Below are 22326 nucleotides of genomic sequence, written 5' to 3'. Positions count from 1 at the left end.
CTACGCTTGTTACAGGGAATGCGCCTGTGCATTCCCCGCTCGGTGATGACCCTGACGCATGGGCGTTAGGGGACTCGAACTGGAGCGTGACAGGGCTAAGTCTATGAGGACGAGTATGCTAAAAAGGAAAAAAATAAAACCGATAACGCTGCGCGACGTTACCATCATTGATGACGGTAAATTGCGAAAAGCCATTACCGCAGCGTCGTTAGGTAATGCGATGGAGTGGTTCGATTTTGGTGTTTATGGATTTGTTGCTTACGCATTAGGTAAAGTGTTCTTCCCGGGGGCTGACCCCAGCGTGCAGATGGTTGCCGCACTCGCCACCTTCTCTGTTCCCTTTCTGATTCGACCGCTTGGCGGATTGTTCTTCGGTATGCTCGGCGATAAATACGGTCGTCAGAAGATACTCGCTATCACCATCGTGATCATGTCGATCAGTACCTTCTGTATCGGTCTTATTCCCTCGTATGCCTCAATTGGTATCTGGGCACCGATTCTGCTGTTGCTGTGTAAGATGGCGCAGGGGTTCTCGGTCGGCGGAGAGTATACCGGGGCATCGATTTTTGTCGCAGAGTACTCGCCAGACCGTAAGCGCGGATTTATGGGCAGTTGGCTGGACTTCGGCTCGATTGCCGGGTTTGTGCTGGGCGCGGGCGTGGTGGTCCTGATCTCAACTATCGTCGGCGAGGATAACTTCCTTGAGTGGGGCTGGCGTATTCCGTTCTTCCTGGCGCTACCGTTAGGGCTGATTGGTTTGTACCTGCGCCATGCGCTGGAAGAGACGCCGGCGTTCCAGCAGCACGTGGATAAACTGGAGCAGGGCGATCGTCAGGGTCTGCAGGAAGGTCCTAAGGTCTCGTTTAAAGAGATTGCGACTAAGCACTGGCGCAGCTTGTTGGCATGTGTTGGTCTGGTGATTGCTACCAACGTCACCTACTACATGCTGCTCACCTATATGCCGAGCTATCTGTCGCATAACCTGCATTATTCTGAAGACCACGGCGTGTTGATTATTATCGCCATCATGATTGGTATGCTGTTTGTGCAGCCGATTATGGGATTGCTCAGCGACCGTTTCGGGCGTCGTCCGTTTGTGATCATGGGCAGTATTGCGCTGTTTGTGCTGGCGATTCCGGCATTTATTCTGATTAACAGTAATGTTATCGGCCTGATTTTCGCCGGGTTGCTGATGTTGGCGGTGATCCTCAACTGCTTTACCGGGGTGATGGCGTCAACGTTACCGGCGATGTTCCCGACGCATATTCGCTACAGTGCGCTGGCCGCCGCGTTTAATATCTCGGTATTGATCGCCGGTCTGACTCCGACATTGGCCGCATGGCTGGTGGAAAGCTCGCAGAATCTGATGATGCCTGCTTATTATCTGATGGTGATTGCGGTAGTAGGTTTAATTACCGGCGTGACCATGAAAGAGACGGCTAATCAGCCGCTGAAAGGAGCGACACCTGCTGCTTCGGATATTCAGGAAGCGAAAGAGATCCTCGGCGAACACTACGATAACATTGAACAGAAAATCGAAGATATCGATCAGGAAATTGCTGAGCTACAGGTTAAGCGCACGCGTCTGGTGCAGCAGCATCCGCGTATTGAAGAGTAACGGTGTTATTGCCTGATGGCACTACGTTTATCAGGCCTACGGGCAGCGTTGTACTCAGTAGGCCGGATAAGGCGCTAGCCGCCATCCGGCGCATGGCCCGGGCATTCGTGTTATTGCCTGATGGCACTACGTTTATCAGGCCTACGGGCAGCGTTGTACTCAGTAGGCCGGATGAGGCGCTAGCCGCCATCCGGCGCATGGACTGGGCATTCGTGTTATTGCCTGATGAGACTACGTTTATCAGGCCTACGGGCAGCATTGTACTCAGTAGGCCGGATAAGGCTCTAGCCGCCATCCGGCGCATGGCCTGGGTATTCGTGTTATTGCCTGATGGCACTACGTTTATCAGGCCTACGGGCAGTGTTGTACTCAGTAGGCCGGATAAGGTGTCTTATGATATCAACTTAAGGTTGGCTTAATCTGTGTCAGGCAAACTCTCCTCCATAGTTTCGGAGGAGAGTGTCATGAAAACCCGTATTTATGAAAGTTTGACCACCGTGTGCAGCGTGCTGATCGTCAGCAGCTTTTTGTATGTGTGGGTGAGCTCTTACTGATCTTTCGCCAATTCCACCCATGCGCGAGTGCCGCTGGCTCCCTGGCGATTTTGCAGATAGAAATGCCCGTGATGTAACTGGGTGATGCGACTGACAATGCTCAGCCCCAGCCCAATCCCACCAAAACGGCTGTCCATACGGACGAATGCTTTACTCAACTCCCCGCATTTACTTTCATCAATGCCCGGCCCTTCATCCTCGACGGCCAGGACGGCATCATGCTCGGTGTTCAGGCTAATCGTAATATGGGTGCCTTCCGGGCTGTAACGATGCGCGTTTTCCACCAGATTTCGTAGCAGCATCCGCAACAGCGTAGCATCGCCACGCACGACAACGTCCGCCGCGCTTTGTGGCAGGAGCAGCGTCTGTTTACGTTGGTCCAGCATGGTGCTGAGTTCATCGTAGGAGGGCAGAATAACGTCCTCCAGCAGTTTGACATGCTGGTAGCTCCCGGCCGAAAACGACTGTCCGACGCGGGCGAGTTGCAGCAGCTGCGATACGCTGTCCATCATTTGATCAAGGCGGGCAATCAACGGCGTAACGTCGACCTTATGGGTTTTGGATAATAATTCCAGATGCAGGCGAACGCCTGACAGCGGTGTGCGCAGTTCGTGGGCGACATCGGCGGTAAATAAACGTTCGTTTTCAATAGTGCTGGTCAGCCGCGTTACCAGGTCATTGAGCGCTGAGACAACGGCCTGGATCTCAACGGTTGAGCTGTGAATTTCAATCGGGGCCAGGTTATCGGCTGCTCGCGCCTCTAACTCTTTTTGCAGATCTGCCAGAGGGCGGGTAATACGTCGCACCGCCTGGTAGCAAATTAGCAGCGTCAGGCTGACCATAAAGATGCCGGGGACGATCAGGCTGGCGATAGCCTCGCGGATCTCATGCATGATGTGGCGATCGTTGTTACGGTTATCGCGCAGCGCCTGTTCGAATAACTGTATTTGCTCGGTACTTTCGTGCCACAACCAGAAGGTGCTAATGAGCTGAAAGACCAGCAGAATTAGACCGATCGTCAGTATTAACCGTTGGCGAAGAGGGAGAGGTCGTTTTAGATATTGCAGCAGCTTCACTTAGCTTTCCTCAGTGGCGACCAGCATATAGCCAAATCCCCTGACCGTGCGGATACGTGATTTCCCCACTTTATCGCGCAGATTGTGAATGTGCACTTCCAGCGTATTGGTCGACGGTTCGTTATCCCAACTGTAGATGTCGTTATACAGAATTTCCCGGTGAACAGGACTGCCTGCCTTGAGCATCAGACGCGACAGGAGCGCGTATTCTTTCGGCGTTAAGATAACCTCTTGTCCGTCCATCCACACCTGGCGACGACCGATATTCAGCGTCAGATTGCTGACAATTAATTCACTTTCACCCTGATTGTTGTGGCGACGCAGAAGTGCCCGGATGCGGGCGTGCAGTTCTTCCAGTGCGAACGGTTTGACCAGATAGTCATCGGCACCCACGTCCAGCCCGCTGACCCGGTCTTTGAGCGTGTCACGGGCGGTGAGGATCAGCACGGGGAGAGAGTATTTCTTCTGTCTGATGCGGGTCAGGAAGTGCAAGCCGTCTTCATCCGGCAAGCCCAGGTCCAGAACAACCAGACTGTAATGTCCGGTCTCCAGACACTGCTCGGCTGCACGGGCGGTTGACACGCCATCACAGGCGTAGCCTTCTGTTTGCGCAGCAAGTATCAGTCCCTGTAATAACAACGTATCGTCTTCAACAATCAGAATTTTCATTCGTTTAGCCTCCCCGGCAGGGTTGCAGAATATCATCTGCCGCCTGATATTTCTGTGTTTGCACGCCCGTTAATCCCAGCAGAGTTGAGAAGAGATTATCCTGCGAGAAGTCTTCTGAGCTTGCCCGTTTTTGCAAACATGTCTGAGAGACCTGATAGCGTTGCTGATAATCCTCGGAGAGCCACAGCAGCATCGGCACATGTTTTTGCGTATCTGGTGCAATCGAATACGGCAGGCCGTGCAAATAGACGCCATTTTCCCCTAAGGATTCGCCGTGATCGGAAAGATACACCAGGCTGGTGGTGAAATTGTCCTGATGCTCTTTCAGTATATTGATCGCTTTATCAACAATATAGTCAACGTAAAGAATGGTGTTGTCGTAAGTATTGACCAACTGTTGCTGCGAACAGGTCTGGATTTCGTTGGTATCGCAGGTTGGCGTAAATTTCTTAAACTGCGCAGGATAGCGGTTGTAATAGGTCGGACCGTGGCTGCCGATGGTGTGCAGCACAATCACCCCGTCGCCTTGCAGGTTATTAATGTACTCTTCCAGCCCGTGGAACAGGACTTCATCGTAGCATTCACCGTCAATACACTGCCCTGGCAGGTTCAGCTTAGTCATATTCTGGTGTGGAACCCGGTCGCAAGCCCCTTTGCAGCCGCCGTCGTTATCGTTCCACAGAACGTTAATTCCCGCCCGCTGAATGATGTCGAGTACGCCTTCCTGATGCTGTGCCAGTTCTTCGTCGTAGTGCGCGCGTGGCATATCCGAGAACATGCAGGGTACTGATACTGCCGTTGCCGTTCCGCAGGATGTGGTGCGGGGGAAATAGACCACATCATCTTTTTCCAACAGCGGGTTGGTCTGGCGCGAATAGCCTGACAGCGAGAAGTTATCGCCGCGCGAGGTCTCGCCGAGAACCACAATCGTCAGGTTCTTACGCTTTTCTTTCACCATCAACGGATTGCGATGTGCATCCTCGCCAATGCGCACCAGCGGCAGGTGGGCCAGTCGCTGGTGTGAATACCAGGATGACGTCGCCACAATGCTGTTGGATGGACTGAGGGATTTCACCAGTTCTTTGTTGTTGCGAAACAGTGAGGCGTAATCTTTATAGAAGAACGCAGCGACCAGCACGATCAGCAGGGCGGAGATCAGAATGTTCGCGCCACGAAACAGTACGCTGCGCATAACTGGCGTGATCGGTTTAATTTTTACCCAGCAGGCAATGAGCGCGGCCAGAATGCCGCTCACCCCGAGCGTGATGAGCATTTGCGGCGTCAGCAAAGCAAAGGTTTCGGCGGGCGTAGTGTCCATCATATTGGCGATCATCGAGCGGTCGATGATGATGCCGTAGGTCATGATGAAATATTGGGCCGATGCACCAACCAGAATGAAAATGCACGCCACCAGGCGATTAAGCCACAGGAATGAGGCCAGCGTCAGCACGATGTTCATGACGCTGAACGCGACCACCGGCATTGATAAAAACACCAGCACGTTACGCACAGAGTCCAGAGGCAGGTCTTGCAGCACTTGTTTATAGAACGCAATGTTCAGGAAGGTCGCAAGATAAAATGAGATCAGCAGGAGCCAGCTGATTAGCCCGAGAGTGGGCCTTTTAAACAAGAGCTTTAACATTAAGGGGGTTCCATCGACTAAGTGGCGCAAATCCTCTCAAAGTAAAGTTAAGCCAACCTTAAGTTCTTAATGTTGATTTCTCGAATATCAGCGAGGCAGCGGAGGCCCGATGAACTGACGCCATCGGGCAATGACGATTGCTTAAGTTAGTTATTGTTCACTGGTGCATCCAATGGATACGGGTTTTTATGGATCCGGTTGTAGTTCAGTGCGTACAGCGCGGTGATGATCATCAGCGTGACGAACGACCACATCACTTCTTTGGCGCCGGAACCGACAACCGCCCAGATGCAGTAGACAAAGGCGATAAAGGTCACCAGTAAGTACATCGGGCGTGCTTTACCAAAGTGGCCATGGCCGAGCAGCAGCAGCGCGGCGCAGGTATACAGATACGGCACCAGGGTGAAGATAACGGAGACCGAAGAGACCAGACCAAACTCTTTTGCTGCGTTCGGCGACATGCTGCTGAACTGGAAGATGGTCATCAGGATGCCGACGATAATTAACCCGGCCACTGGCGTACCGGCTTTGTTCACGCGGGCAAAAATTGGTGGGAACAGGCCGTCATCGGCTGCGGCTTTGGCGGTTTGCCCGGCAAGCAGCGTCCAGCCGCCCAGAGAACCAAGACACCCGGCAGCAGCACAGAAGGAAACTATCGCCCCAGCGGTGTCACCCAGCGCCATACGTGCGGCATCACCGAACGGAGAGGCTGATACACGCAGCGCCGCGTTAGGGATCATACCCATGATTGCGGTGGTGGAGAGCACGTAGCAAACAGCGGCAATCAGCACGCCGCCCATGGTGGCGATAGGTACGTTACGTTTGGGATTTTTAACCACGCCAGCCGCAACGGAGGCGCTTTCCACCCCGATAAATGACCACAAGGTGACGTTCAGAGTGCTTTGAATCGCGCCGAAGGTGTTCATGCCGCTGACGTTCCAGGCTGCCATATAGGTTTCACCGCGGAACCAGAACCAGCCGAAGACGGCAATCCCGACAATTGGCACCAGTGCCAGTACCGTTGCGACGGCCTGCACGCGGGTGATCATTTTCGGTCCGACAATGTTCAGTAATACGAAGATCCACAGCACTACGACGCAGGTCAGCGTCAGGACCAGCGGATCTTTTAAGATGGGGAAGAAGTAGCTCAGGTAACCGACGCCAATGACCACCATGGCGATGTTACCAATCCAGCAGGCCAGCCAGTACAGCACGTTGGTCTGGTAGCCCAAAAAAGGACCGAAGCAGCGGCGGGCGTAAGCATAAGAACCACCGGGACTGGAGTCTAAGGACGACATTTTGGCGTACACCATCGACAGTGCCAGAGCACCGATAATCGTGACCAACCATCCGTAGATTGCAATCCCGCCAGTTGACGCAAGGTTTGCGGGTAGCAGGAATACACCGGAACCCATAATATTCCCCGACACCATAAGGGTGACGGGGATTAAGCCCACTTTGTGAGCATCAGCATCCGTCGACATATTTTTTAACTCCTGATAAGGATAAATGACGCCTTATCATACCTCGTCAAAAGTCTATTTAATGATGACGGAGCTGGGGTATCGCTAATGCTGATATTATTATGGCTTATCGCTAACTGATTAAAAATCAGGCGGCGGATGGCTCCCTATGTTGACTCACATAATGCAGAGGCGTCATCCCATAGAACTCTTTGAATACGGAGATAAAGTATGAGGTACTGTTATATCCACACAGTTGAGAGACCTGAGAAATGTTTTTGCCGTCCATCAGTAATTGATTGACGGCATATCGCATGCGACATGTGGTAATTATTTGGCTGTAACTTGTATTTTCACTTTTGAGCTTTTTCTTTAACAAACTGGGACTCAGGCATAAGCAACTGGCAACCATGCTTAAATTCCAGTCTTTATGTATATCGCTCTCAATAATGTGATAAACACTATCGCTGATACAGTTGCGCAGCATATACATGAGCAAAGAAATAAACTTTTTGCTGTCGAGAAAGCGTGATAACACCGTGAACAGTAGCGAGCGCGTACGCTCTCTTTCAGCTTCGTTCACTGTGTCCATTACGCTGTGTTGGGCTGCCACCCTGAAGACATCCGGCGTCAGACACGCGGCGGTCATCACTGGGCTGGCACTGCGTTGCCAGAGTGGGATCTGTGAAAGGTCTTTATTTAAAAAGCGCAGATAATCTTTAATGATATCGCGGCTGATATGTACGACCAATGCGTTATTAAGTGATGAGAAATCGATAATATTATTATCGCATGCCACCAGCGCCATATGATTAGCTTTTAAACTGATGGCTTCTTTACCGTTAATCCTTAACCAAACATCCTTCTCCGTTAATACAACAACACAAGCTTCTTTGCTGCAAAGCCTCATACCCAACTCCAGGAATATGAACATAAAACACCGTAGCTCAACATCAGATGAGCCAAATCGGCTAAATTGAAATTGTATGATGAAACCAGGACTGCAATAAAATAACGTGTCTGAAATTAATTACAATGTTTGGCGGGATTTTTCTTATGTACACATTTTTGTACGCAAGTGGAAAGGCGCTATTTGCGTATAAAAAAAGCGCGGGGTGGTCCCGCGCAAAAAGGTATGACAATGTTATTGTTTTGCAGCAATACTCAGGAATTACTCAAGCATGACATGTCTACCTTAAACATCGGACTATCTATAAAACGACATTATGCTTTCACGCACATAACGTGGTACACACCGTCAATAATTTCCGTTCCTTCGGTTTCATGTTCAAATCCAGGGAAGTGGTGGTCCCAGGACTGCAACGAACGTAGATAACTAATCTGCGGGCTATTGGCGTCGCCAAAGTTTTCCCCGGACAGCAGCATCGGAATTCCTGGTGGGTAAGGAATAACGGAATTCGCGGCTATACGACCCGGCAGATTTTCAATGGCCACCATCTCAACGTTATCGCTGACTATCGCGTTATAAGCTTCACGCGGGGTGATTTCAGCAACAGGCAGGCCGGAGTAGGCCGCGTTAAGACGTGCGCCAGGGTTGTTCTCTTTCAGCCAGGCGAACATGGTGTCGCCCAGATCGTGAATGCCCATGTTGGCGTAAGTGTCTGGATGTTCCTCAACCAGTTCTGGCATTACCTGTGCCAGCGGGGTATTGGCATCGTAATGGTGTTTGAAAGAGCACAACGTGTTGATCAGTGTGCCCCATTTCCCGCGGGTAATCCCCATGGAGAACAGGAACATAATCTGGAAATCGGTGGTACGGGTCGGCACGATGCCGTGACGGCCAAGCCAGGCGGTGACCAGTGCAGCCGGTACGCCGTTCTCTTCCAGTTCACCATCGTCGCCCATCCCCGGTGCCAGAATGCTGACTTTGATCGGGTCCAGCATGCTCCAGTTATCCGGCAGGTCTTTAAATCCGTGCCAGGATTCACCGGGGCGCATTACCCAGCAGTTCTGGTCGGTGGTCAGGAGTTGGGTTGGCGCATCGGCAAAGTCATAGGTTTTGCCGGTCTGCGGATCGGTCACAATCTCTTTGTTCCATGGTTTGAAGAACCAGTCGCCTTCGGCGGTGAATTCTTTGTACAACCGCGCCATGGCCTGACGGAAATCGACCGCTTCGTCGATCACTTCCTGGGTGAGCGACAGGCCGCTGTTACCGTCCATCATGGAAACCGCCACGTCGTTTGAGGCGCAGATGGCATACAGCGGAGAGGTAGTGGCGTGCATCATGTACGCCTGGTTAAAGCGGGAGAAGTTCACGGCCCCACGACCTTCACGAACGTGAATGTAAGATGCCTGAGAAAGCGCATTCAGCAGTTTGTGGGTCGAGTGGGTGGCAAAAACGGTAGGACCGTTATGATCGCCCGGCGCGCCACGCATGGCGTAGTGATCGGCGTAAATTGGGTTGAAGCGAGCATAGCCGTACCAGGCCTCATCGAAGTGGATGCGATCGCTGGTTTGCGCGAGCAGGTCCTGGGCCTCTTTGGCGTTGTAGCAAACACCGTCGTAGGTACAGTTGGTCACAACGCTGTAAGACGGTTTTTGCCCGGCTTTACCTTTGGTCAGCGGGCTTTCGCTGATCTTTTTCTGCAATGTTTCAGGCTGCATTTCCTGCGGGTAGATAGGCCCGATAATGCCGTACCGGTTGCGGCTCGGCACCATGTACACCGGTTTTGCCCCGGTGAGGATCAGCCCCTGCTCGATGGATTTATGGCAGTTACGATCCAGCACCACGACGTCATCATCGGTCATACAAGCCTGCATGATGGTGCGGTTAGAGCCGGAAGTCCCGACCACTACGGACCAGGAGCGGTCAGCGCCAAACACGCGGGCGGCATATTTTTCGCTCTCGCCAAACGCGCCGGTATGATCCAGCAGCGAGCCGAGCGATGCACGTTCAATACCCATGTCACTACGGAATAAGTTTTCACCATAGTAATCATGGTAGAAACGACCGGCCGGCGTTTTGGTGAATCCGACGCCGCCCTGGTGACCCGGAGCTGCCCAGGAGTATTCATGGATGTCGCCGTACTTCATCAGCGCGCTGAACAGCGGTGGCAGAAGTTGTTGGCGGTAGCGGGTCATCGCCGCAACGGCGCGACCGGCGATAAAGTCTGCGGTATCTTCCAGAATCCAGGCGAATTCATCGACAAGCTCCAGCAGGTCGCGATCCAGCGATGCGGTGGCTTTTTCGCGATCGCCCAGCAGGAAAACAGGTACGTTTTGCTGGCGCTCGTGGAGCTTGCCGATCAATTGCCTGACGTTCAGGTGCTCGTCTTGTTGTTCCATTTGATAGCTGAACATCAGACAATCAATGGCTTCATTGGCGGCGAGGATTGCGTAACCATCGTCGAATGAGGTGGACTTAATGACGGTAACATTTTGGCGGCTTAATGCGTCAGCCAGACGTTCGACAGCGCTACCGACCCAGGTGTCCTGATGCAGAAACTCACTTTCAACAATTAATACTTTCATCATCTTTTACCCGGTTGTGGAAAGGTTGCAATCTATGAATTGCAGACACACCGTATGAATGTGACGCAGGCAAGTATTATCCTGTCAAAATGGGCTGTAAAGCGGGTAAAAAATAGGCTGATTTGTGTTTAATTTGTTTTTAAACAGTGGGTTATGTTTGCTTGTTGGCGGTTTTTCACCGCCGTTTATCGACAGGGGGAATATTTTTTTGGCTGATACTGATATTGCCGAATGATATCAACCAGCGATTGTTTGCCGATGCTGCTGGCTCAGTTTGCGGTACTGCTGCGGCGACATGCCGACAAACTTGCTGAAGGTGTCATAAAAACGGCTGCTGGATCGGAATCCGGCGGTCAACGCAACGTCGAGAATGGTTTTATCGGTATCGCTAAGCAATGCGCGGACGTGATTGATCCGCATTGCCGTGATGTACTGCTTCAGGGTGAGTTGCATTACGCGTTGGAAAATCCCCATCGCGTAGTTGGCGTTGAGCTTCACGTGTTCCGCGACGTCGTTGATGGTGAGCGCCTGATCGTAGTTGTCGGCAATAAAGCTCAGCATTTGGCTGACGTAAAACTGGGCGTGCCGCGACACGCTGTTTTTGTGGGTCCGCGAGGTTTTATTGACCAGGATAGGCTGCCAGCCGGAAAGGCTAAACCGTTTGAGCATCAGACCAATTTCATCAATGGCGAGCTGGCGAATTTGTTCGTTCGGGTTGCTCAGTTCCTGTTGCCAGCGCTGAACCTCAAAGGTGCTCAACTGCTGCGACGCCAGCGATTTGATGACCATTCCATGGGTAACATGGTTGATCAGCTCGCGATCCAGCGGCCAGGAGAGGAAAAGGTGCATCGGTAAATTGAAGATAGCCATACTTTGGCAGCTACCAGGACGCGTGAGCTGATGCGGTGTACAGGCCCAGAATAGCGTGATGTGTCCCTGTTTTATCTGCACGACTTCGTTGTTGATAAGGTACTCGACGTCACCATCAAACGGAACATTGATCTCCACCTGCCCATGCCAGTGGCTGGCAGGCATAGCATGCGGTGAGCGCAACTCGATATCCATCCGTTGATATTCTGAGTACAGCGATAGCGGGCTGCGGGTTTGTTCTTCATCGCTACTGCACATGTGCGGATCGGGAGGGAGAGGCGATGTCGGTAATGTACTCATGGTTGCTCCATTTCCTGAATTATCAGAATCATGTCATTTAACACGTATTAAGGCTGAGAATCAGGACACAAATTGGACCGTTACCATTGAGCATAGCGACATTTTGCGGCCGCATACTCTGCTTTTTGGGTAATTTTGTCCCATAAACTCAGATCCAATAGGGCGCAGAGTGATGATCTGAGTTTATGGGAATGCTCAGCAGGGAAGTCGGAGGTTTTCATCTATGCGCTGTGCCACCATGACTGTGTTCACTAATGTTCTGGAGAGTCATGATGTCTGCACCCAAAATTACCTTTATCGGCGCCGGTTCCACGATTTTCGTCAAAAATATTCTTGGGGACGTCTTTCACCGCGATGCGCTTAAATCTGCGCATATCGCCTTGATGGATCTCGATCCTACGCGTCTGGAAGAGTCACACGTTGTTGTGCGCAAGTTGATGGATTCTGCGGGCGCGTCTGGACGAATCACCTGCTATACCGATCAAAAAGCAGCATTACAGGATGCCGATTTTGTGGTGGTCGCTTTCCAGATTGGCGGCTATGAACCTTGTACCGTCACCGATTTTACGGTGTGTAAACGCCATGGTCTGGAGCAGACGATTGCCGACACGCTGGGGCCGGGCGGTATTATGCGCGCGCTGCGCACCATCCCGCATTTATGGCAGATTTGTGAGGATATGACCGAAGTTTGTCCGCAGGCCACAATGCTTAACTACGTTAACCCGATGGCAATGAACACCTGGGCAATGTATGCGCGCTATCCGCATATTAAGCAGGTTGGGTTGTGTCATTCGGTGCAGGGGACGGCGGAGGAGTTGGCCCGCGATCTGAACATCGACCCTGCTTCTTTGCGCTATCGCAGTGCCGGGATCAACCATATGGCGTTTTATCTGGAGCTGGAGCGCAAAACGGCGGACGGTGCCTATGTAAATCTCTACCCGGAGCTGCTGGCGGCCTATGAATCCGGTCAGGCGCCGAAACCAAATATTCACGGAAATACCCGTTGCCAGAACATTGTGCGCTATGAAATGTTCAAAAAACTGGGGTATTTCGTCACCGAATCGTCGGAGCACTTCGCCGAATATACGCCGTGGTTTATCAAACCGGGGCGTGAAGATCTGATTGAGCGCTATAAGGTGCCATTGGATGAATATCCGAAACGTTGTGTGGAACAGTTGGCGAACTGGAAAAAAGAGCTGGAAGAGTACAAAACGGCTGAGCGGATCGACATTAAACCGTCGCGCGAATATGCCAGCACTATCATGAACGCTATCTGGACCGGTGAACCGAGCGTCGTGTATGGCAACGTTCGCAATGACAATCTGATCGATAACCTGCCGCAAGGCTGCTGCGTTGAAGTCGCTTGTCTGGTCGATGCAAATGGTATTCAGCCAACGAAAGTCGGGACTCTCCCGTCACATTTGGCGGCCATGATGCAAACCAATATCAATGTTCAGACCCTGCTAACGGAAGCCATCCTGACGGAGAATCGCGATCGCGTTTATCACGCAGCGATGATGGATCCGCATACCGCCGCGGTACTGGGGATTGAAGAGATTTATGCGCTGGTGGACGACCTGATCGCGTCTCACGGCGACTGGCTGCCGGCCTGGCTGCACCGTTAATACACAATCACGCCGGGCATTGTATCCGGCGTTTAACCTCTGACGTTTCCTCTTACAGAAGGCGGGCGCTGGTAACAGCGACCCGATACCCTATGAGCATATCTCTGACAACAAAACTCAGTTATGGATTTGGAGCGTTTGGTAAGGATTTCGCCATCGGTATTGTGTACATGTACCTGATGTATTACTACACCGACGTGGTGGGATTATCGGTGGGGCTGGTCGGAACGTTGTTCCTGGCGGCAAGGATTTGGGATGCGGTAAACGATCCCATTATGGGCTGGATTGTGAACGCCACCCGATCGCGCTGGGGGAAATTTAAACCCTGGATCTTGCTCGGTACGCTGGCGAACTCATTGGTGCTGTTTTTGCTTTTTAGCGCACATCTTTTTGAGGGTACTGCGCAGGTCGTATTTGTTTGCGTGACGTATATATTATGGGGAATGACCTACACCATTATGGATATTCCATTCTGGTCACTGGTGCCAACCATTACGCTGGATAAACGCGAGCGTGAACAACTGGTGCCGTACCCCCGTTTCTTTGCCAGCCTTTCTGGGTTTGTTACCGCAGGCGTGACGCTGCCTTTTGTGAGCTATGTTGGCGGAGCCGATCGTGGTTTTGGTTTTCAGATGTTTACGCTAATTCTCATCGCGTTCTTTATCGTTTCCACCGTTGTGACGCTACGGAATGTGCATGAGGTTTATTCGTCAGGCAGTGAGGCCACGGCAGACAGCAGCCGTATTGGGTTGAAAGCGATCGTTGGGCTTATCTATAAAAATGACCAGCTATCCTGCCTGTTAGGTATGGCACTGGCTTACAATATTGCATCCAATATCATTGCTGGCTTTGCCATTTACTATTTTACCTACGTCATTGGCGATGCAAGTCTCTTCCCGTACTACATGTCTTACGCAGGTGCGGCAAACCTGTTGACGTTGATTTTCTTTCCTCGGCTGGTAAACGCGTTGTCACGACGGATCTTGTGGGCTGGGGCATCGGTGTTGCCGGTGCTTAGCTGTAGCGTACTACTGGTGATGGCGCTGGCAGATTTCCATAATATCTTACTGATTGTTATAGCGGGTGTTTTACTGAATATTGGTTCTGCGCTTTTCTGGGTGTTGCAGGTCATTATGGTGGCAGATACCGTTGATTACGGCGAATACAAACTTAATGTTCGTTGTGAAAGTATCGCTTATTCGGTGCAGACAATGGTGGTAAAAGGTGGGTCAGCATTTGCCGCTTTCTTTATCGCGTTGATACTCGGGGTGATTAATTACGCGCCAAATGTCGCGCAGTCTGCCGAAACCATCGTTGGCATGCAGTTTATTATGATAGCGCTACCCGCACTCTTTTTTGTGATGACCTTAGTCCTGTATTTCCGCTTTTATCGACTGAATGGCGACACCCTGCGCAGGATCCAGATCCATTTACTGGATAAGTATCGCAAGGTGCCGCAGCACCATGAGCAACCGGATATCCCGGCTATTGCGGTAGTGGCTCCAGGCGATGTGAAGGCATAGCGATGGAATGGCATTCGTTGATTGGATATTTGGCGGCCAGCCTGACGACGCTCTCTTTCTTGCCGCAAGCCATTAAGGTTATTACCACCCGCAACACACAAGGCATCTCCGGTTTGATGTATGTGATGTTTGTGTGCGGGCTGGTTTTGTGGCTGATTTACGGATTATTGATTGAAGATACTGCCGTCAGTATGGCGAACTTTCTGACACTGTTGTTCGCCTTGCCGATTCTGGTTATCAAGTATCGCAGTAGGTAGCGTAGATTGCCGGAGAAGCGTTAGCGCTCTCCGGCCATTTTCAACTGCCGATTGTGCCAGCCCGCCAGTGCGAGGACCGTTGTTAACGCACCGAGCAGGGCGCAGAACATGTCCGACTGGGTATCCCACGGGTCACCCTGCGTGCCAAGGAAGTCATCCGCACCTTGTCCCATTGCCAGCGCAGCCCACCATTCGATCAGTTCATACATTGCGCTAATCGCCAGTGCTACGCAGCAGACCAAAAATGCCAGCATCTTACGACCACGGACAATATTGCCGCGCACTAAAATCTCTCTTGCCGTCAGGGCTGGTACCAACCCCTGGAAGAAGTGGCCCAGCTTGTCATAGGGGTTTCGACTGAGATCCAGCCATTCCTGAACCTGAAAACCGACGGGGACTTTGGCGTAGGTATACATCCCGCCTACCATCAGAATGATGGCGTGCAAGAAAATCAACGTATAAAGCAGCGGCGTCAATGGGTACTGCTTCATGGTTGCCAGCAACAGCGGGACGACAATAATGACTGGCGTGACTTCCATCAGCCAGGTGATTTTCTCCGAGGCAGAGATACCGGTGTAGATAAGAATCAGCGCCAGGAACAATGCGCCGGTGCGCAAGATTGTGGGGTTCAGAGTGCGGAGCATTGCGAATTCACACGTAATGGAAAAGGTCACTATTCCCTGTGAACGGCAAAAATTCAATACCAGTAAATGGGGGGATAAAGTTGGCCCGGGGGGATCGCTGGACTGACGCCAAAAATTTAGTGCCAGTCCAGTGCCGGGCCGAATGGGTTACTTCGCGCAGTTAGCGCATTGTTTGCTGACGATTTGCTGGAAGAAATCGTTGCCTTTGTCATCGACCAGGATGAAAGCCGGGAAATCTTCTACTTCGATTTTCCAGATAGCTTCCATACCCAGCTCCGGGTATTCCACGCATTCCAGATGCTTAATGCTCTGCTGCGCCAGTACCGCTGCCGGTCCACCAATGCTGCCCAAGTAGAAGCCGCCGTGTTTGTGGCAGGCGTCAGTCACCTGTTGGCTACGGTTACCTTTTGCCAGCATGATCATGCTGCCGCCGTGAGACTGCAACAGGTCAACGTAGGAGTCCATACGACCCGCGGTGGTTGGACCTAAAGAACCGGACGGGTAGCCTGCAGGTGTTTTGGCCGGACCCGCGTAGTAGATCGGATGATCTTTCACGTACTGCGGCAGACCTTCGCCGGACTCAATACGTTCTTTTAACTTCGCGTGGGCAATGTCACGACCAACAATGATAGTACCGCTCAGTGACAGACGAGTAGAAACCGGGTACTGAGAGAGCTGGGCGAGGATCTCTTTCATTGGGCGGTTAAGGTCAACTTTAACCACTTCGCCTTCGCCCGCCTGGCGCAGAGATTCTGGAATATACTGACCTGGGTTATGTTCCAGTTTTTCAATCCAGATCCCTTCGCGGTTGATCTTGGCCTTGATGTTACGGTCTGCAGAGCAAGAAACGCCCATGCCAACCGGGCAGGACGCGCCGTGGCGAGGCAGGCGGATCACGCGGATATCATGTGCGAAGTATTTCCCGCCGAACTGAGCACCAAGGCCGAGTTTCTGCGCTTCTTCCAGCAGTTCTTGTTCCAGTTGCAGATCGCGGAACGCCTGGCCGTGAGCATTGCCTTCAGTCGGCAGCGCGTCATAGTAGTGTGTGCTGGCCAGCTTCACCGTTTTGAGGGTGCTTTCCGCTGACGTACCGCCAATAACGAATGCGATGTGATACGGCGGGCAGGCTGCGGTACCCAGCGTACGCATTTTCTCAACCAGGAAGTTTTTCAGTTTGCCGGGAGTCAGCAGCGCTTTGGTTTCCTGATACAGATAGGTTTTGTTGGCTGAGCCGCCGCCTTTGGCCACGCACAGGAATTTGTATTCGTCGCCGTCCACGCTGTACAGATCGATCTGTGCGGGCAGGTTGGTGCCGGTATTCACTTCTTTGTACATATCCAGCGCCGCGTTTTGCGAGTAGCGCAGGTTATCTTCGATATAGGTATTAAATACGCCTTTGGAGAGCGCCGCTTCATCGCCGCCGCCGGTCCAAACACGCTGACCTTTTTTACCCATGATGATTGCCGTACCGGTGTCCTGGCAGGTTGGCAACACGCCTTTGGCGGCGATTTCGGAGTTTCTCAGGAACTGCAGCGCCACGTACTTATCGTTTTCGCTGGCTTCGGGATCATGGAGAATTGAGGCGACTTGCTGTTGGTGTTCTGGGCGGAGCATGAAGGAGGCATCGTGGAAGGCTTGCTGGGCCAGTAGCGTAAGTGCTTCAGGGGCTACTTTCAGGATTGTTTCGCCTTCAAACTCGCCGACGCTGACGTGATCGGATGTCAGCAGGTAGTACTCAGTTTTGTCTTCCCCCAGTGGGAAAGCCGCCTGGTAAGTGAATTCAACTTTTGACATTTGCTTCCAGCCTTTTCATTTTTTTCAGGAATTTTAAAATTCTCTGTGTCTTCATGGTGGCGTGCCGTACCAACGTGGACGGCACGCGAACTGTGATTACAGGAAACCGTACATTGCGGCGAAGATCCAACCAAAGACACAGGATACGCTTACGCCGATCAAGCCAGGCAGAATGAAGCTGTGGTTGATAACGAAGCGGCCGATGTGGGTGGTGCCGGAACGGTCAAACTGGATTGCAGCCAGATCGCTCGGGTAGGTCGGCAGAATGTAGTAACCGTAACATGCCGGAGCAGAAGCCACGATGTACGCGGGATCAACCCCGATTGCCAGCGCGACCGGAACAATCGCTGCCAGCGCCGCTGCCTGGGAGTTTACAAATTTGGATACCAGCAGCAGAACAATTGCATAGGCCCACGGATACTCTTTCACCATATTGCCCAGCACACCTTCGATTTCTGTCATGTGCGCGCCGAACATTGTTTCGGCCATCCAGGCAATACCGTACACCGCCACAATCGCGATCATACCGGAACGGAAGACTTCGTTTTTAGATATTGAAGCGGGATTGGTCTTCGTCAGGATAATAATCAGCGCACCGGTCAGCAGCATGAACATCTGGATAACCAGCACCATTGACAGCGGTTTGCCGCTAAAGGTAGGACGCAGCTCAGAGAACGCGCCAAGCACGGCAACCACGGCGATAGCAGCCAGGAAGATCCACATGGCCAGCCAGTTGCTTTTCGGCAGCTTTTTGTCTAACAGCGTGGCGGTATCGCCATACACATAGTTATGGTTTTCAGGTACGGAAATGAACTTCTGGAACTCTTCATCTTTATCCAGATCCTTACCACGGAACCAGCTGAAGATACCGATCGCCAGGATACCCAACAGGGTAGACGGGATGGTGATGCTGAGCAGGTCGAGGAATTCGAGATGCTTGCCTTCAAACGTTACGTTACCCAGCATTGCCACCAGTGACACAACGGCTACAGAAACTGGGCTGGCGATAATCCCCATCTGTGCACCGATAGAACTCGCCGCCATCGGACGTTCCGGGCGAATATTGTTCTTAATGGCAACGTCATAAATGATTGGCAGGATGGTGTATACCACGTGCCCTGTACCGCAGAGAATCGTCAGGGTGCAGGTAACGAAAGGTGCGACGATGGAAACGTATTTTGGGTTACGGCGCAGCAGCTTTTCAGCGATTTGCAGCATAACGTCAAGGCCGCCGGAGGCTTGCAAGGTTGCCGATGCGGCCACCACGGCAATAATAACCAGCATTACATCTACAGGTGGTTTACCCGGCTGGAGATGGAAAACGAAAACCAGAATGACCAGGCCGATACCGCCTAATAAACCCAGCGCGATACCGCCCTTTCTGGCACCATAAAACAAACATATTAATATTATGAGAAGTTGTATACTAAATAACATTTTATTTACCCTCGCGAAAAACCCAGTCAATTTTTTGAAAAATGGATCTGTGCCACATTCTTTTTTGCCAGAATAAGCATCAAAAAATGGTCAGTATTCGATATGTCCGTATTTGCGATTAATGTTCAAATGTCTTGCTAGAATGTTTTTTCAAATTTATGGAAATATTTAGCTTTTTTCTGTGGCTTTGATCAGAGGAGAAAATCCTCAGGCGATGGGAAGCAGAGCTGGGCATGGAAAGCTGCGGTTGACGCTGTAATTTATCTGTTTTGCGTTTTCCGCTATTACGTGAACCACCGACAGAATGGGTGAGTAGATTATTTATGTGATCACGGTCACGCCATCTCATAATGTGATGAGGTCGGCGTGCGGATACTTTTATTTGCTCACAAAAATGTACGGTGTCCATGGTACGTAGCATGGTCTCCATTGCTACCAGTCTAGATTTTGTATGTCTGGTTAATTTCAGACTAATCCTTTATGGGTAAAAATACACACTCTGCGAGTTAGATAATACTTAATTAACTTTTGTTAGCGATTTTGAAATTAAAAACAGTGTGATGGTTGTCAATATTAAAATAATACATTTAACATGCCGGATACAAATATATTTGATCTAACGCAAATTTATAATTTTACAGTGCCAGCTGGTGAAATTGGGATTTTTCATTATTTTAATAATTGTTACTTTCAAATAACAAATAATCCCAAGTGTATTTATTGGCAATATTGTTTAAGCAATGAGTAGTGTTCAGCCTGCACACGATAACGATAAACAGGTCTGCCGGTCACGCCATAATGGATGCTGGTAAATAAGATGTGACAATTGACGAGCCAGATAAGGTATTTACGGCAAGAGACGCGCGAGATATTGACCTCGTTGGCCAGCTCATCCGTGGAGAACTCCTGATCCTGGTGCTCATCAATCCACTGACACAGCGTGCGTAACGTTTGTGGCGTTAACCCTTTAGGTAAGCGCCGTGCTTCCTGTTCATTGGAAGAGCTGCCGTGAATCAGCTGGTCAAGCTCAGACTGTTCATAATACTGATGCTTGTCCATCTCATTTTTCTTGTGCAGCCAGCCGGTGAGCGCCTCTTCAAACCGGGAAGCCTGGAAAGGTTTGATCAGGTAGTCAACAACACCGTAGTGAAGTGAATCTTTGATGGTGGTGGCATCAGCGGCGGAAGAGATGACGATGACATCACACTTGCAACCTTCGCTGTGCAGAACCGGTAGCAGGTCCAGACCGTTTTCTTTTTGCATATAAATATCTAGCAAAATCAGATCGATATGATGACCGCTATGAAAGATTATCTCTTTTGCTTTCTCCAGCGTGGAGGCTGTGCCGCAGCAGTGAAAACCGGAGAGTTGCGCGACATAACGGCGGTTTAATTCCGCTACCATTGCATCGTCATCGACAATTAAGACATTGATCATCTGCTGGCCCTCTCACCATTCCACGGTAACTGTACAAAAAATTGGGTGAAGATCCCAGGTTCAGACTCGACGGAAATATTACCGCCAACGTTTTCAACCTGTTGTTTAACAAGCGCTAAACCAACGCCCCGTTCGCTTCCTTTTGACGAAACGCCCTTCTCAAAGATGTGCTCAATGTTTTCGGGGGCAATCCCCGGACCATCGTCATTCACTTCGCAATGCAACCAGCCGTGTCGATAATGCAAGGATACGCTGATCTCACCACCAGGTTCTTGACCTAGCGCCTCCAGGGCGTTTTCAATCAGATTCCCCAGAACGGTAATCAGTACCGCCACCTGATCTTCGTTGCTATTTTCCGGTAACTGGCTTTCATTGCTAATGACCAGACTATGGCCTAAATCAGATGTGCGATTAATCTTACTGAGTAAAAATCCTGCGATCACCGGTGATTTTATTTTTCCTAACAGTGAGCCAATTTCTTCCTGATAATTGTTTGCGGTCTTCAGGATGTAATTTTCAAGCTGCTTATAACTTTTCAGATGCAATAATCCCAGAATCACGTGCAATTTATTCATGAATTCGTGGGATCGTTCACGAAGTGCGTCGGCATAGTTGACCATACCATCCAGACGTTGCATTAGTTTTCGGACTTCAGTCTTATCTCTGAAGGTTGAAATGGCACCGATGATTTTACCGTTGCTGAGTACCGGGACCGTGTTAATTAAGAGTAGCCGATCCTTCACCATGATCTCTTCATCGCGGCGCGGCGTTCCGTCATGTAGTACCTGTGAAAAATCGACCACCTGTGACCACGCATGGCTGAGTGTGGAGAGCTGGGCATCATCTTGTGATTTGTGATAATCCAGCAGCTCCTGCGCCGCCTGGTTAATCAGCGTCACCTCACCGCACTCGTCAACGGCAATAACACCTTCCTTTATAGAGTGCAGCATCGCCTGGCGTTGTTCGAACAGATTGGAGATTTCATAAGGCTCCAGGCCAAACAGAATGCGCTTGAGGACTTTGACAAATACCCATGTGCCGAGTAGCCCAACCAGTACACCAAATAAGATGGACCAAAAGATGCTGCCGCGGCTGTTATTGATCTGCTCAGTCACCCGGCTTAGCTCAAGGCCGATCGACACGACGCCAATCTGCCGGTGATGTTCGTCATAGATAGGAGTAAATACACGTAGAGCTTTAGCCAGGAATCCGCGATTAATGGCGACATTCTCTTTACCCTGCAGGGCCAGCAATATGTCATCACCTTTAAATGGCTGACCGATTCGCTGCGCTTCGGGATGGGAGTAACGAATGCTTTGCATATCAGTGACGACGATGAACAAAAAGTCGTTGCTCTTATTCACCGCCTGGGCAATCGCCTGAATGCCGCTTTCCTCGGGCTTTTTCATTAGTCCCTGGCGGATCTCCGGAGAGTTGGCTAGCGTTCGCGCGACCGCAAGCGCTTTACTCGCTAATGCATCGCGCGTCATGTTGCTGATCTGCGAGAAATAAATCAGATGAACGACAAGCAGCACGGAGAAGAGTACTGCACTAACCATGAGGATCACGGTGGTGCCAAGCTTCATCGGGCGTTTACGTATAGCAGTACGTTGCAGGGAGTATCTCATCACGGTCCTGAAATCACGGTTTGTGCGGGTATTATTGCCTGATGGGGTGCGTAATTCAAAGGTGGTAGGGATTATGGCGCTTAAGTTGTCAGTCCTTCTTCTTTATATAGCGTAGAGTGAATTTCTTTCTATATAGAGGTTTTCATACCGATTCTCTCCCTTTTTAGGGACGCTTACAGATAATTTCCTTACGATTGTGGATAACTCTGTGCGTAAATGGGTATAAGGCGGGGTTTTGCTGTGGAATGCAGCAGTCAGTCATTTTTCTGTCATTTAAGGGTTGCGGGCCGCAGGAAA

General features: G+C 50.9%; 17 protein-coding genes. 5 read left to right on the top strand and 12 right to left on the bottom strand.

Annotated elements, in window-relative coordinates; translation table 11 throughout:
• The first annotated feature begins 115 nt into the window (after positions 1 to 115).
• Both proP and pmrR read left to right on the top strand, forming a co-directional pair.
• Positions 116 to 1618, top strand: coding sequence for a glycine betaine/L-proline transporter ProP (proP, locus tag C2U43_RS23545; protein ID WP_003826737.1), 1503 nt, complete (start codon positions 116 to 118; stop codon positions 1616 to 1618).
• A 464-nt stretch (positions 1619 to 2082) separates the two neighbouring features.
• The gene (gene pmrR / locus C2U43_RS23535; protein ID WP_003826741.1) at positions 2083 to 2172 is read left to right on the top strand and encodes an LpxT activity modulator PmrR; all 90 of its coding nucleotides are present in this window, start codon (positions 2083 to 2085) and stop codon (positions 2170 to 2172) included.
• Here pmrR and pmrB read toward each other — a convergent pair.
• From pmrB to melR, 7 genes are all read right to left on the bottom strand, one after another.
• Positions 2166 to 3239, bottom strand: coding sequence for a two-component system sensor histidine kinase PmrB (pmrB, locus tag C2U43_RS23530; protein ID WP_103286022.1), 1074 nt, complete (start codon positions 3237 to 3239; stop codon positions 2166 to 2168). The genes pmrR and pmrB overlap by 7 nt on opposite strands.
• Positions 3240 to 3248: 9 nt before the next feature.
• Positions 3249 to 3917 carry a two-component system response regulator PmrA gene (pmrA, locus tag C2U43_RS23525; protein ID WP_008786966.1) on the bottom strand — a complete coding sequence of 223 codons (669 nt, stop codon included), beginning with the start codon at positions 3915 to 3917 and terminating at the stop codon, positions 3249 to 3251.
• A 4-nt stretch (positions 3918 to 3921) separates the two neighbouring features.
• Positions 3922 to 5559 carry a phosphoethanolamine transferase EptA gene (eptA, locus tag C2U43_RS23520; RefSeq protein WP_048215101.1) on the bottom strand — a complete coding sequence of 546 codons (1638 nt, stop codon included), beginning with the start codon at positions 5557 to 5559 and terminating at the stop codon, positions 3922 to 3924.
• A gap of 146 nt (positions 5560 to 5705) precedes the next feature.
• Positions 5706 to 7043: an arginine/agmatine antiporter gene (gene adiC / locus C2U43_RS23515; protein ID WP_003031853.1), complete on the bottom strand. Its 1338-nt coding sequence runs from the start codon at positions 7041 to 7043 to the stop codon at positions 5706 to 5708.
• Positions 7044 to 7170: 127 nt separating this feature from the next.
• Positions 7171 to 7932 carry an AraC family transcriptional regulator gene (locus C2U43_RS23510; RefSeq protein ID WP_008786968.1) on the bottom strand — a complete coding sequence of 254 codons (762 nt, stop codon included), beginning with the start codon at positions 7930 to 7932 and terminating at the stop codon, positions 7171 to 7173.
• 314 nt (positions 7933 to 8246) lie between these two features.
• On the bottom strand, positions 8247 to 10514 hold the full coding sequence (gene adiA, locus C2U43_RS23505) for an arginine decarboxylase (protein ID WP_020996085.1): 2268 nt from the start codon (positions 10512 to 10514) through the stop codon (positions 8247 to 8249).
• Positions 10515 to 10751: 237 nt separating this feature from the next.
• The gene (gene melR / locus C2U43_RS23500; protein WP_003826756.1) at positions 10752 to 11684 is read right to left on the bottom strand and encodes a transcriptional regulator MelR; all 933 of its coding nucleotides are present in this window, start codon (positions 11682 to 11684) and stop codon (positions 10752 to 10754) included.
• Between the two features lie 269 nt (positions 11685 to 11953).
• On the opposite strand from melR, the gene melA reads away from it, so the two are divergent.
• From melA to C2U43_RS23485, 3 genes are all read left to right on the top strand, one after another.
• Positions 11954 to 13309 (top strand): alpha-galactosidase, encoded by a 1356-nt coding sequence (melA, locus tag C2U43_RS23495; protein ID WP_008786970.1) that lies wholly within the window; start codon positions 11954 to 11956, stop codon positions 13307 to 13309.
• A gap of 92 nt (positions 13310 to 13401) precedes the next feature.
• Positions 13402 to 14832 carry a melibiose:sodium transporter MelB gene (melB, locus tag C2U43_RS23490; RefSeq protein WP_103285868.1) on the top strand — a complete coding sequence of 477 codons (1431 nt, stop codon included), beginning with the start codon at positions 13402 to 13404 and terminating at the stop codon, positions 14830 to 14832.
• Positions 14833 to 14834: 2 nt separating this feature from the next.
• A complete protein-coding gene (locus C2U43_RS23485; RefSeq protein ID WP_032942140.1) occupies positions 14835 to 15089 on the top strand; it encodes a SemiSWEET transporter in 255 nt (84 codons plus the stop codon).
• Positions 15090 to 15109: 20 nt separating this feature from the next.
• Here C2U43_RS23485 and C2U43_RS23480 read toward each other — a convergent pair whose 3' ends face one another.
• From C2U43_RS23480 to C2U43_RS23460, 5 genes are all read right to left on the bottom strand, one after another.
• Positions 15110 to 15733, bottom strand: coding sequence for a DUF2238 domain-containing protein (locus tag C2U43_RS23480; protein WP_103285867.1), 624 nt, complete (start codon positions 15731 to 15733; stop codon positions 15110 to 15112).
• 147 nt (positions 15734 to 15880) lie between these two features.
• Positions 15881 to 17527 carry a class I fumarate hydratase FumA gene (fumA, locus tag C2U43_RS23475; RefSeq protein WP_008786974.1) on the bottom strand — a complete coding sequence of 549 codons (1647 nt, stop codon included), beginning with the start codon at positions 17525 to 17527 and terminating at the stop codon, positions 15881 to 15883.
• A 96-nt stretch (positions 17528 to 17623) separates the two neighbouring features.
• Positions 17624 to 18964: an anaerobic C4-dicarboxylate transporter DcuB gene (dcuB, locus tag C2U43_RS23470; RefSeq protein WP_003031873.1), complete on the bottom strand. Its 1341-nt coding sequence runs from the start codon at positions 18962 to 18964 to the stop codon at positions 17624 to 17626.
• A 717-nt stretch (positions 18965 to 19681) separates the two neighbouring features.
• A complete protein-coding gene (gene dcuR, locus C2U43_RS23465; protein ID WP_008786975.1) occupies positions 19682 to 20401 on the bottom strand; it encodes a two-component system response regulator DcuR in 720 nt (239 codons plus the stop codon).
• Positions 20398 to 22029: a sensor histidine kinase gene (locus C2U43_RS23460; RefSeq protein ID WP_057068413.1), complete on the bottom strand. Its 1632-nt coding sequence runs from the start codon at positions 22027 to 22029 to the stop codon at positions 20398 to 20400. The genes dcuR and C2U43_RS23460 overlap by 4 nt, the downstream gene beginning before the upstream one ends.
• Positions 22030 to 22326: the final 297 nt, after the last annotated feature.

It is taken from the genome of Citrobacter freundii complex sp. CFNIH9 (assembly GCF_002903305.1).
Lineage (GTDB): Bacteria > Pseudomonadota > Gammaproteobacteria > Enterobacterales > Enterobacteriaceae > Citrobacter > Citrobacter portucalensis.
Note: the sequence above shows the minus strand (reverse complement) of the source record. Positions and strands in the feature narration are given on the sequence as shown.